General features: G+C 73.8%; 10 protein-coding genes. 8 read left to right on the top strand and 2 right to left on the bottom strand.

Annotated elements, in window-relative coordinates; translation table 11 throughout:
• The first annotated feature begins 419 nt into the window (after positions 1-419).
• The 4 genes from IO39_RS56035 to IO39_RS57720 all read left to right on the top strand — a co-directional run bounded on the left by IO39_RS56035 (position 420) and on the right by IO39_RS57720 (position 6,591).
• Entirely contained in the window at positions 420-1,250 is an 831-nt protein-coding gene (locus IO39_RS56035) for a hypothetical protein (protein ID WP_052422951.1), read from the top strand.
• On the top strand, positions 1,214-4,825 hold the full coding sequence (locus IO39_RS15755; RefSeq protein ID WP_052422950.1) for an RHS repeat domain-containing protein: 3,612 nt from the start codon (positions 1,214-1,216) through the stop codon (positions 4,823-4,825). Before IO39_RS56035 ends, IO39_RS15755 begins: the two co-directional genes overlap by 37 nt.
• A 450-nt stretch (positions 4,826-5,275) precedes the next feature.
• On the top strand, positions 5,276-5,893 hold the full coding sequence (locus IO39_RS50665) for a hypothetical protein (RefSeq protein WP_052422949.1): 618 nt from the start codon (positions 5,276-5,278) through the stop codon (positions 5,891-5,893).
• Positions 5,894-6,033: 140 nt separating this feature from the next.
• Positions 6,034-6,591 carry a hypothetical protein gene (locus tag IO39_RS57720; RefSeq protein WP_245641987.1) on the top strand — a complete coding sequence of 186 codons (558 nt, stop codon included), beginning with the start codon at positions 6,034-6,036 and terminating at the stop codon, positions 6,589-6,591.
• Here IO39_RS57720 and IO39_RS15745 read toward each other — a convergent pair.
• Positions 6,494-7,168 carry a phosphonatase-like hydrolase gene (locus tag IO39_RS15745; RefSeq protein WP_043622633.1) on the bottom strand — a complete coding sequence of 225 codons (675 nt, stop codon included), beginning with the start codon at positions 7,166-7,168 and terminating at the stop codon, positions 6,494-6,496. The two genes, IO39_RS57720 and IO39_RS15745, sit on opposite strands and share 98 nt — an antisense overlap.
• Positions 7,165-7,944, bottom strand: coding sequence for a GntR family transcriptional regulator (locus IO39_RS15740; protein WP_043622632.1), 780 nt, complete (start codon positions 7,942-7,944; stop codon positions 7,165-7,167). The genes IO39_RS15745 and IO39_RS15740 overlap by 4 nt, the downstream gene beginning before the upstream one ends.
• A 154-nt stretch (positions 7,945-8,098) precedes the next feature.
• Here IO39_RS15740 and IO39_RS15735 point away from each other — a divergent pair, with 154 nt between their 5' ends.
• The 4 genes from IO39_RS15735 (at position 8,099) to phnE (ending at position 12,235) form a co-directional block, all read left to right on the top strand.
• Positions 8,099-9,232 carry a TIGR03364 family FAD-dependent oxidoreductase gene (locus IO39_RS15735; RefSeq protein ID WP_052422948.1) on the top strand — a complete coding sequence of 378 codons (1,134 nt, stop codon included), beginning with the start codon at positions 8,099-8,101 and terminating at the stop codon, positions 9,230-9,232.
• 194 nt (positions 9,233-9,426) lie between these two features.
• On the top strand, positions 9,427-10,341 hold the full coding sequence (locus IO39_RS15730) for a phosphate/phosphite/phosphonate ABC transporter substrate-binding protein (RefSeq protein WP_043622619.1): 915 nt from the start codon (positions 9,427-9,429) through the stop codon (positions 10,339-10,341).
• Between the two features lie 2 nt (positions 10,342-10,343).
• Positions 10,344-11,414, top strand: coding sequence for a phosphonate ABC transporter ATP-binding protein (locus IO39_RS15725; RefSeq protein WP_063765282.1), 1,071 nt, complete (start codon positions 10,344-10,346; stop codon positions 11,412-11,414).
• Positions 11,411-12,235: a phosphonate ABC transporter, permease protein PhnE gene (gene phnE, locus IO39_RS15720; RefSeq protein ID WP_043622617.1), complete on the top strand. Its 825-nt coding sequence runs from the start codon at positions 11,411-11,413 to the stop codon at positions 12,233-12,235. The genes IO39_RS15725 and phnE overlap by 4 nt, the downstream gene beginning before the upstream one ends.
• Positions 12,236-12,245 lie beyond the last annotated feature (10 nt).

Here is a 12,245-nt window from a genome sequence, read left to right as displayed (position 1 = left end):
CAAGAAGACCGGCGACCTGTGCTGGGACCAGGAGAACGCGGTGCTGTCGCTGGGCGGCTCCTCGGTCGAGCTGATCAAGGACGCCACGACCAAGCAGTGGCGGCCCAAGCGTGACGACGGCACCCGCGTCGAGTACCTCACCGGCGCGGTCAACGGCGACAACAACGGCGAGTACTGGCGGGTCACCACCGCCGACGGCACCCAGTACACCTTCGGGCTCAACCGCCTGCCCGGCTGGGCGAGCGGCAAGGCCGAGACCAAGTCGGTGCAGACGGTGCCGGTGTTCGGCAACAACAGCGGCGAGCCCTGCTACAGCAGCACCCCGGCCAACGCCTGGTGCCAACGCCACGACCTACTGGTACGAGCGCGAGACCAACCACTACGGCCGCAACTCCAAGCCGGAGCTGGGCACCCCGTACGTGCGCGCCGCCTACCTGACCCGCATCGACTACGGCTACCTGAAGAACGAGCTGTTCACCAAGGCCCCGGCGGCCCGGGTGCTGTTCGAGGTGGCCGAGCGCTGCCTGCCGGGCGGCACCGTGACCTGCGCGCCCGAGCAGCTCAAGAAGGAGACCGCGAGCCACTGGCCGGACGTGCCGTTCGACCAGATCTGCGACGCGGGCGTGAAGTGCACCGACCGGCTGGCGCCGACGTACTTCTCGCGCAAGCGGCTGACCAAGGTCACCACGCAGGTGCGCGACGCCGCCGGCCAGTTCTCGCCGGTGGACTCCTGGACGCTGAAGCACCAGTTCCCCGCCACGGGCGACGGGCTGAGCCCGGCGCTGTGGCTGGCCTCGATCCAGCAGACCGGCCACGTGGGCGGCACGCTGTCGCTGCCGCCGATCACGTTCGTCGGGGTGCAGCTGCCGAACCGGGTGGACGCGACCGAGGGCCGCGCGCCGCTGGTGAAGTGGCGGGTGCAGGCCATCAACAACGAGTCGGGCGGCGAGCTGCGGGTCAACTACGCGCCGGCCGAGTGCGCGGCGGGCGCGCTGCCGGCCGCCGACAAGAACACCAAGCGGTGCTTCCCGCAGCGCTGGGCCCCGGCCAACGAGGCGGAGGTCACCGACTGGTTCCACAAGTACGTGGTGGCGCAGACGATCGAGGTCGACCGCGTCGCGGGCTCGCCCAACGTGGTCACCAGCTACGAGTACCTGGACGGCGCCGCCTGGCGCTACGCCGACAACATCCTGGTCAAGCCCGAGCACCGCACGTGGTCGGACTTCCGCGCGACGGCGGCGCGATCGTGACCGCGACCGCCGAGCAGCCCTGGTCGGTCAAGACGGCCGAGTCCACGCAGGGCGGCGTCACCAAGGCCGCGCACATCGTCGAGGCCCAGTCCATGGTCACCCGCACCGCGCTGGCGGGCGGCAAGTGGCGGCGCACCGGCGAGGACCGCTCGTACGACACCAGGGGCCTGCTCCTCCAGGTCGACGAGAAGGGCGACCTGGCCAAGACCGACGACGACCAGTGCACCCGCTACACCTACGCCCGCAACGACACGAGCTGGATGCTCGACTACCCCAGCCGCGTCCAGAAGGTCGCCGCCGGCTGCGGCTCCGCGGTGTCCACGCTGGCCGCCGAGGAGGTCATCTCCGACGAGAAGGTCCAGTACGACGGCCAGCCGCACGGCCAGGCCCCGACCAAGGGCGACGTGACCTCCGTCCAGGAGCTCGTCTCCGCGGACGGCACGACGATCACCGGCACCACCCGCGCCTACGACGTCTACGGCCGCGAGATCAGCGAGACCGACCCGGTCGGCACCAAGTCCGTCACGGCCTACAGCCCGGCCACCGGCGGGCCGCCCACCGAGACCACCGAGACGAACCAGCTCGGCCACGTCGAGCGCACCCTGCTCGAACCGGCCTGGGGCGAGCCCGTCGCCGAGATCGACGCGGCCGGCCGCCGCGTGGACATGGAGTACGACCCGCTCGGCCGGCTGGTCAAGGTCTGGCAGCCCGACCGCAGCAAGGCCGCCGGGCAGTCGCCCAGCACCGAGTACGCCTACGTCATGCGCACCGACGGGCCCAGCTACGTCACCACCAAGACGCTGGGCGCGGACGGCTCCTACACCACCAGCCACGAGCTGTTCGACGGCCTGATGCGCGAGCGCCAGACCCAGGAGCCCGCCCCCAGGGACGACCAGACGCAGGACCCGGCGCTGCGTGACGGCCGCACGATCACCGACACCTTCTACAACTCCCAGGGCGAGAAGCACAAGGAGAACACCGGCTACTTCGCGACCGGCGCCCCCTCCACGCAACTGCTGGCGGTCGCCGACGCCGACGTGCCCACCCAGATCGTCTCGCAGTTCGACGGCACGGGCGAGGTCAGCGCCGAGATCATGAAGGCCAAGGGCGCGGAGAAGTACCGCGTCACGGCCGAGCGGGAGGGCGACCGGCTGCACGTGACGCCGCCGCCAGGCGGCACCGCCACCACCCGCATCGGCGACGCCGAGGACCGGCTGATCGAGCTGCGCCAGTACAAGGGCGCGACCCCGACCGGCGAGTACGAGTCCACCAAGTACACCTACGACCACGCCGGGCGCCTGTCCAACGACGCCGACGAGATCGTCACCACCACCGACGCCCGCGGCAAGACCCTCTGGTACGGCTACGACCAGCTCGGCCGCAAGACCCAGCTGCGCGAGGGCTCCGCCACGGGGCCGCTGCTGGCCGAGTGGAAGTACGACGGCCTGGCCAAGGGCCACCTGAACGCCGCCATCCGGTACGTGGGCGGGCAGGCGTACACGGCCGAGATCAACGCGATCGACGCCGACTACCGCACGCTGCGGCAGACCGTCACCATCCCCGAGCGGGAGGGCAAGCTGGCCGGCTCGTACGTGCTCAACACCCGCTACACGCTCGACGACAAGGTGCAGTCCGTCAGCTTCCCCGCCGCCGGCGGGCTGGCGGAGGAGTCGGTCGTCTACAGCTACGACGCGCTGGGCCAGCCGGTCAAGGTCAGCGGCCGGTCGTCGTACGTCACCGCCGCCCGCTACTCCAAGCTCGGCGAGACCCTGCAGTACGAGCTGGACACCGGCGGCAAGAAGGCCTGGCTCACCTACGCGCACGACGAGGCCACCCGCCGCCTGACCGGCATGCGGCTGGACCGCGAGGGCGCCACCGCGACCGACCTCGACCTCGGCTACTCCTACGACGCGATCGGCAACGTTACCAAGATCACCGACCGGGCCGGCGGGCAGGACACGCAGTGCTTCACCCATGACCACCTGCGCCGCCTGACCTCCGCCTGGACCTCCACCGACGACTGCGCCTCCGGCCCGGCCGAGGGCAGGATCGGCGGCGTGGCGCCGTACGCGGTCAGCTACGCCTACGACGCCGCGGGCAACCGGGTCAAGGAGACCAGGCACGCCTGGGGCGGCACCGGCGAGCAGGTCCGCGACTACGTCTACCCCGAGGCCGGCGGCCCCCAGCCGCACGCGCTGAAGGCGGTCGGCGCGGACGTCTTCGAGTACGACGCCACGGGCAACACCACCCGGCGCAAGGTCGGCACCACCGACCAGGCCCTGGTGTGGGACGCCGAGGGCAACCTGGAGTCGGTGACCGAGGCGGGCAAGACGACGTCGTTCATCTACGACGCCGACGGCGACCGCCTGCTGCGCAAGACCCCCACCGACGCCACCCTCTACATCGACGACATGGAGCTGCGGCTCGACTACGCCAAGGACACCGTCGAGCAGACCCGCTACTACACCCTCAACGACCAGGCCGTGGCCGTGCGCACCCCGGACGACCAGGTCTACTTCCTGGTCAACGACCACCAGGGCACCGCGGCGGCCGCGGTCAACGCCGCGACCGGCGAGCTGGCCGTGCGCAGGCAGACGCCGTTCGGCGAGGAACGCGGCACGCCACCACCCTGGTGGCCGGGACAGCGCGGCTTCGTCGGCGGCACCAACGACGCCACGACCGGGCTCGTGCACCTCGGGGCCCGCGAGTACGACCCCAAGTTCGGCCGCTTCATCTCGGTCGACCCGATCATCGAAGAGGAGGACCCGCAGCAGCTCAACGCCTACGCCTACGCCAGCAACAGCCCGGTGAGCGCGAGCGACCCCGACGGCCAGTGGGTCTGGTTCGTCGTGGGCATCGCGGCCAGGGTCGCGGCCCGCGCCGCGGCCAGGCGGGCGGCGCAGGCGGCGGCCCGGCGGGCGGCGATCGCCGCGGCCCGGCGGCGCGCCCTGGAGGCGGCCCGGCGCAGGGCGGCCGAGGCCGCGCGGCGCAGGGCGGCCGAGGCGGCCAGGCGCAGGGCCGCGGAGGCGGCCCGGCGGCGGGCCCAGGAGGCGGCCAGGCGCAAGGCGGAGGCGATGGCGCGCAAGCGCGCGGCGGCCGAGGCCAGGAAACGCGCGGCCGAGGCCAGGCAGCGGGCGCAACAGGCGGCGGCCCGCCGCAGGGCGGCCGAGGCGGCGCGCAGGGCCGCGGCCAACCGGCGGCGCCAGGCCGCGGCCAGGGCCGTGACCAGGCGGGCGAGCAGGCCCAAGCCCACGTCCAGGCAGCGGCCCGCCAGCCGTCCCACCAGCCGCAAGTCGACGCAGCGGCCCTCGCCGCCCAAGGCCCGGCGCGAGCAGGCGTCGCAGCCGGCCCGCAACCACCGGCAGGGCTTCATCCAGCGGGCCGCGATCCGGCACCCGAGGGTGAACAAGGGCTTCCAGACCGGGCTCGAATGGCAGGACAAGTACGTCACCCACAACATCGGCGGCGGCATCAACATGATCCCCCGTTACGGGGACTGGATGGACCCCGTGGGCCGGGGCACGACGTTCGTCGTCGGCTTCATCCGCGGCTTCCTCAAGAAGCCCTATGAGTAGGGCCGGCACCTGACCGACCGGCCGTGAGCGGCCGTCCCCGCCCGGTGACGGCCGCTCCACCACGCCCGGACCCACCCGAACCCACCAGGGCCCGACTCCACCGGGACCCCGCCTGGGCCCACCAGACCCCGCCTGGGCCCACCAGACCCCGCCTGGACCCACCCGGAGCCCCCTGGGCCCACCCGGACCCGCCCGGGCCCGCACGAACTCCGCCGGGCCCGCACGACGACCGGCCGGGATCGGGGAAATCTCTTCCGCCGGGATCGGGCGGAATCGGCGCGGGACGCCGGTGGTGATCGGTAATGTGCCGGGATGAGTGAAGCGTTTCCCCGGCACGTGTTGTGCGTGCTCGGCTTAGGGCTGGGCCTTCCGGAGATGGAACGGATCGCAGCCGATTTTGGTGGTTTCGTCCTTGACCGCGAATGCTCCGAGGCCGGACCCGATGCGCGGATGCCGACCGCGTTCGAGGCCGGGCTGGCGGCGGCCTCGTTCACCGAGGCGGACTGGGCGGCGGTGGAGTCCCACGACAGCGTCGGCTACCTGCTGTCCCCGCCGATGGCGCGGGAGCTGGCGGCCGGCACCTCGCGGCGGCTGCTCGCCGCGACGGCGGCCCTGCTGCGCGCGGGCGCCGCGGCGGTGAAGAACGAGAGCAGCGGGATCACGCACGGCCGCGACCGCTGGCTCGCGCTGGCCGACCGGGCGGCCGACGCCAAGGACGAGGACCTGGCCGCCGCCCTGGTGGCCGCCTGGGTGAAGCGCCCCATCTTCGACGGCCGGGTGCTCTACAGCTGCGGCATGCACCTGCTCGGCGCGCCCGAGGTGGAGGTCGAGGTCGGCGCGGAGCCGCCCACCGGGGACGAGCTGCTCGACCTGGTCGCGCTCCTGGACACGCTGGCGATCTACCTGCTGACCGACCCGCGCGCGGAGGAGATCGAGGACGGCGAAGGCTTCCGCCTGACCGGGGACTCCCCGCGCTGGCTGCTGCGCACCGGCGCCTGCGACCGCTACGACGAGGGCGACCTGTTCCACAACCCCTACGGCCGCCTCCGGTTGACACCCGCAGAATGACGGGGACGGTCCCGGATCGGCCCGCAGAATGACGGGGACGGTCCCGCATCGGCCCGCCGGATGACGGGGCGGCCCCGGACGCGTACGGACGCCTCGGCCGGCGCCCGCCGGATGACGGGGCCGGTCCCTATACTCCAACGGTGGCCGGCGGCGCATGGGCGGCCGAGGCGGGCGACGTCGACCTTCCGCGCTTCCAGGCGGGCTCGTCCCCGCAACATCTGATCACGACGCTGCTGGGCGACTACTGGATCGGCCGGACCGAGCAGCTGCCCTCGGCCGCGCTGGTGCGGCTGGCGGGGGAGTTCGGCGTGTCGGCCGTCGCCGCCAGGGCCGCGCTGTCCCGCCTGGCGCGGCGGGAGCTGCTGGAGTCGTCCAAGTCCGGGCGGCGCACCTACTACCGGCTGGCCGAGAGGTCTACGACACGCTGGGCCCGCTCGCGGAGTTCCGGGTCAGGCAGATCGTCGCCGAGTTCGAGCCCGCCCTGGCCGACCTGGTGGCCCACCACCGCACGAGCTTCCTCAGCCCTCCCCCCTGACCGCCGCCCCGTCCCCCCGTCCCGTCCCCCCCGGTCCCCGCCGTCCCGTCCCGCTGCCGAGGCGTTCAGCTCAGGGAGAGCAGCGCGGGGATGGCGGCGACGCCGGGCAGGAGGTGGGTGTGGCGGACGGCGCCGAGGGCGGCGGCGTCCTGGCTGCCGGTGAGCACCCCGGCCACGATGCGGGCGCCCGCGTTGGTGCCGGCCTCCAGGTCGCGCACGGTGTCGCCGGCGGTGAGCACCCGGCCGACGTCGCGGACGCCGGTCGCCTCCATCGCCCGGAAGATCATGTACGGGGCGGGCCGGCCGGACGGGACGTCGTCCACGCACACCACCGCGTCCAGGACGCCGTCCTGCCAGCCGATCGCCGCCAGCAGCGCGGTGGTCACCTCGCGGTCGAACCCGGTGGTCAGCGCCACCTTCACGCCGGCCGCGCGGAGCGTGGCGATGGCCTCGGGCACGCCGGGCAGGGGCGCGGGCGGCCGGGCGGCGTAGGCCGCGTCCAGCCGCGCGCGGAAGTCGGCGAACGCGGCGTCGACGGTCTCCGGGGCGGGCGCGCCGCCCTGCGACTCGGCCAGCAGCGCGGTGATGGCCTCGCGCTTGTCGGCGCCCATCCAGCGCCGGATCGCGGCGGCCGACGGGTCGCCGCCCGCGGCGCGCACGGCCTCCTCCAGCGCGAGGTAGACGGCGCCGTGCTCTTCCACGGTGGTGCCGGCGATGTCGAGGACCGCCAGTTCGATCACGATGTCCCTCCTTGGGGAACGAGGTTGGGGAGCAGGCCGCCCGGGCTGCGTACCAGCGCCGGGTGGGTCTGCTGGGAGTTGTCGATGGTGAACGAGACGAGGTCGGGCCGGTAGCGGTCGTCGGAGAACTCGACGGGCTCGCCGGCCGCGGAGGAGGTCTGGCGGCGCTCGCGCAGCAGGGGCGCGCCGAGGGGGACGCCCAGCAGCTCGGCGTCGGTCTCGTCGGCGCCGATCGCGTCGATGACGTGACGGGCCCGGCTCAGGTCCACGCCGCACCGGCTCAGGTGGGCGAAGACCGAGCCGGAGTCGCAGTCGAAGTCGAACAGCAGCCGCCCGACCGGCCACACGAACGTGGTGCGCTCGACCATGGCCGGCACGTCGTCCAGCAGCCGCAGCCGCACCATCTGCACGACGGGCTCGCCCTCCTCCAGGCCGAGGGCGTCGCACGCCTCCGGGGTGGCCGGGCGGCGGGCGATCTCCAGCGTGCGCTGGCCGGGCGTGCGGCCCATCAGCTCCACCCAGCGCGAGAACGACAGGAACGTCTCGAACGGCTGCGGCATGCTCTGGCTGCGCACGACCGGCGGCTTGCCGCGCCCGCCGCCGATCAGGCCCTCGGCGCGCAGCGTGGCCAGCGCCTGGCGGATGGGGCCTCGCGAGATGCCCCACTGCTCGCACAGGTGCGACTCGGAGGGGAGGGGCGCGCCCACCGGCAGCTCGCCCGAGCTGATCCGGCGGCGCAGGTCTGACGCGACGCGTTCGTGGAGGGGTGCGTCCATGGCACTTGACCATACAGGAGCGCCGACATGTCGGGGAAGTCGCCCGATCCGTAAATGCCTATGTGAGCTGGATAAATGACATGAAGGCAAACGCAAGATGACATATCGGGATCTGGATTGACGGCACCGGTCCGGGCGCGGCAGCGTACTTATCATGACAAGTCATCAGCCGCGGGAACGGTTTCTCGACGCGGCCGATCTCGTGATCGTCGGAGCGGGAGTCGTGGGCCTGGCCCACGCCGTGGAGGCCGTGGCCCGCGGGTTGTCCGTCGTGGTGGTCGAGCGGGACGAGCACGCCGTCGGCGCCTCGGTGCGCAACTTCGGGCACGGCTGCTTCACCGCCCAGGACGGCGACGCCCTGCGCTACGCCATGACCGCCAGGACCGCCTGGCTGCGCCTGGCCAAGGAGGCGGGGCTCTGGATCGAGGAGAGCGGCACCGTCGTGGTCGCCAGGGCCGACGACGAGTACGCGGTGCTGGAGGAGTTCGCCGCCGCCCGCGACGGCCAGGCCGTCCTGCTCGGCCGGGACCGGGTGGCCGAACGGGTGACCGTGGGCCCCGAGGTGGTGGGCGGCGCCTGGCTGCCGCTGGACGTGCGACTCGATCCGCGCGCGGCCGTGCACGCCATCGCCGCCTGGCTGGCCGGGCAGGGCGTGCGCTTCCACTGGGCCACCTCCGCCCAGGTCGTCGAGCCCGGCCTGCTGACCACCAGCCGGGGTCCGATCCGGGCCGGCCACGTCATCATGGCTGTCGGCCACGACGTCGATCGCCACTTCCCCGGCCTGGCCGAGCGCGCGGGGCTGCGCCGCTGCGTGCTGCGCATGCTGCGCGTCGCCGACCCCCACCGGCGGGCCGTCGCCCCCGCCGTGCTGTCCGGATTCTCGCTGCTGCGCTACGACGGCTTCCGCGCCTGCCCCTCCCAGCCGGCCCTGCGGGCCCGCCTGGAGAGCGAACGGCCGGAGCTGACCGGCATCGGCCTGAACCTCATGTTCACCCAGCGCCCGGACGGCGACCTCATCGTCGGCGACACCCACGCCTACGCCGTCACGCCGGAGCCGTTCGACGACGACGAGCTCGACCGGCACGTCCTGGCCGAGGCCGCCCGCCTGCTGGGCGCCGGGCGGCTGACCGTGCGGGAGCGGTGGCGCGGCGTCTACGCCTCGGCCCCGGACCCGTTCCTGATCGCCGACCCGATGCCCGGCGTGCGGGTCGTGTCCGTCACGTCCGGCATCGGCATGACCACCGCTCTGGGCCTGGCCCCCGAGGTCCTCGACGGCCTCCCGGCCTGACCGCCACCTCCGGGTCCGGCCGTCGCGCCCGGCCTGACCGCCACCTCCGGGTCCGGCCGTCGCGCCCGGCCTGACCGCCACCTCCGGGTCCGGCCGTCGCGCCCGGCCCGGCCGCTGCCATGCGGCCTGATCGCTGCCGCCCGGCCTTTCCACGGCCTCCCCGGGCCGACCCCATGAACTTTCGAGGAGAACCCATGCGCACACGACCTGCCCTGGCCGCTCTGGCCGTGCTGCCTGCTCTGCTGCTGACCGGTTGCGGCGGCGGTGAGACGGAGACGGCCGCCGGCAAGACCGGCGTCACCTGCCCCGACGGCAGGATCCGCTTCGGCATCGAGCCGTACGAGGACCCCGCCAAGCTCAAGCCCGCCTACGAGACCCTGGCCGCCGCCCTCCAGCGCACGCTGGACTGCAAGGTCGAGCTGAAGATCGTCGAGGACTACTCCGCCGAGGTGCTCGCCATGCGCAACGGCCAGCTGGAGATGGCGCAGTTCGGCCCGCTCGGCTACGTCTTCGCCAGCACCATGGCCGACGCGCAGCCCGTCGCCTCCTTCGCCGACGCCAAGGGCGCCCTGACCACCTACACCGCCGGCATCTGGGTGCCCAAGGACTCGCCGATCACGTCCGTCAAGGACCTGGCGGGCAAGTCCCTGGCCCTGTCCAGCCCCGGCTCGACCTCCGGCGACGCCCTGCCCAGGTACGCGCTCAAGACCCAGGGCGTGGCCGAGACCAGCGTCAAGATCGACTATGCGGGCGGGCACCCCGAGGCGCTGCTCGCCCTGACCAACGGCAAGGTGGACGCGGCCGAGATCAACAGCCAGCAACTGGCCACCGCCCAGGCCGAAGGCAGCTTCGACCCCGCCGGATACCGCCAGATCTGGACCTCCGACCCCATCCCGAACGACCCCATCACCGTCTCCGGCAAGCTCGATCCGGCCCTGCGCGAGGCGATCGCCTCGGCGCTGCTGAAGCTGGGGCCGTCCGACGTGGCCAAGGTGGGCGCGTTCCTGGACGTGAACCCGCCCGGGCCGCTCGTCGCGGTCGGCAAGGAGACCTACAAGCCCCTGTTCGACCTGGCCACCGCGCTCAACCTGACCGAGAAGGACGTGTGACCATGACCTCCCCACCGGCGGGCACCCGGCCCGCCCCCGTGGCCCTGGCCTCCTCCGCGGGGGACGGCGGGTCCGTGCCTGTGCCCATGACCTCCCCCGCGGGGGACGGCGGGTCCGTGCCTGCGCCCATGACCTCCCCGCCGGCGGGCGGCGGGTCCGCACCCACGCCCCGCCAGGGCGGGGCCTCCAGGGTCGCGCCCACGCCGCCCCAGGGCCGGGCGGCCGAGGGTGCGCGGCACGCCGTTCCGGGCGACGCCGCCCGGCCCGCGCTCACCGTGCGCGGGCTGCGCAAGGCGTTCTCCGGCAGGACCGTGCTGGACGGCCTCGACCTGAGCCTCGCCCCCGGCGAGTTCCTCGCGCTGCTCGGCGCCAACGGCAGCGGCAAGTCCACCGCGCTGCGCTGCGTCGTCGGCCTGGAGACGCCCGACGCGGGCGAGATCCTCGTCCACGGCGACCGGCTGGGCGGCCAGGAGGCCGGCGCGGCGGTGCGCAGGCGGCTGGCGATGATCTTCCAGCAGATCCACCTCGTCCACCGCCGCAGCGCCCTGGACAACGTCTGCGCCGGCGCCCTGGGACGGCTGCCGCTGCACCGCTCGCTCACCCCGATCCTCTTCCCGCGCGAGCTGCGCGAGGAGGCCATGGCCTGCCTGGACCGGGTCGGGATGGCCGACCGGGCCGCCGAGCCGGCCGGGCGGCTGTCGGGCGGGCAGCGCCAGCGGGTGGCCATCGCCCGCGCCCTGTGCCAGCGCGCGGAGATCATCCTCGCCGACGAGCCGGTCTCCGCCCTCGACCCCGCCGCGGCCGAGCAGGTGGTCGCCCTCCTGGCCGACCTCGCCCACGACCAGGGCCTGGCCGTGGCCGCCGTGCTGCACCAGCCCGACCTGGCCCGGCGGCACGCCGACCGCGTGGCCGGCCTGCTGCACGGCCGTGCCGCACTGGACCTGCCGGCCACGGCGCTCACGGAGACGGACCTGGCCACCCTGTACGCCCCCGACCGCCAGGCCGCCGGCCGCCAGGCCACGACAGACGATCACCATTCCGGCCGTCACCACCCCGACCAGGAGCAGCAGTGAGCACCACGGGCACGCTTCCGCCGGAGGCCCGCCTCGTCCCGCCGCGCCGGCGGCCCGTCACCGCGACCGCCGCCGGGCTCACGGTGGCCATCGTGATCGCGCACGTGCTCGCCTGGAACGGCACCGAGTTCTCCCCGGCCGCCCTCGTCCAGGGCTGGCGCGGCATGGCGGACTTCGCCGCGCAGGCCCTGCCGCCCGACCTGTCGTGGGAGGGGGTGCTGCTGCCCGGCCTGCAGGCCGCGCTCGTCACGCTGGGCATCGGGCTGCTGGGCACCACGTTCTCGGTGCCCTTCGCGCTCGTCCTCGCGGTGCTGGCCGCCCGGACCACCTCGCCGGGCCACTGGGCCTACCAGACGGCCCGGTCGGTGCTGTCGTTCCTGCGCTCCGTGCCGGACGTCGTCTTCGCGCTGGTCTTCGTCACGGCCGTGGGCCTGGGCCCGTTCGCCGGCGTGCTGGCGCTGATCTTCCACAACACCGGCGTCATGGGCAAGCTGTGGGCCGAGGCGATGGAGGAGATCGACCTCGGCCCGCGTGACGCCCTGCGGGTGGGAGGGGCGTCCGGGGTGCAGTCGGCCGCGCACGCGGTGCTGCCCGCCGTCGTCCCGCAGCTCGTCGGGCTGCTCTTCTACCGCTTCGACGTCAACGTGCGCTCGTCGCTGGTGCTCGGCCTGGTGGGGGCGGGCGGCATCGGATTCCTGATCAACCAGTCGATCAAGCTCTTCCGGTTCGACGAGATGGTCACCCACCTGGCGATCGTCCTGGTGCTCGTGGTCGCGGTCGACCAGCTCTCGGCGTACGTGCGCCGCCGCATCGGCTCCTGACCCGCCCGCG

The sequence above is a fragment of the Nonomuraea candida genome (assembly GCF_000725485.1).
Classification (GTDB): Bacteria; Actinomycetota; Actinomycetes; order Streptosporangiales; family Streptosporangiaceae; genus Nonomuraea; species Nonomuraea candida.
Note: the sequence above shows the minus strand (reverse complement) of the source record. Positions and strands in the feature narration are given on the sequence as shown.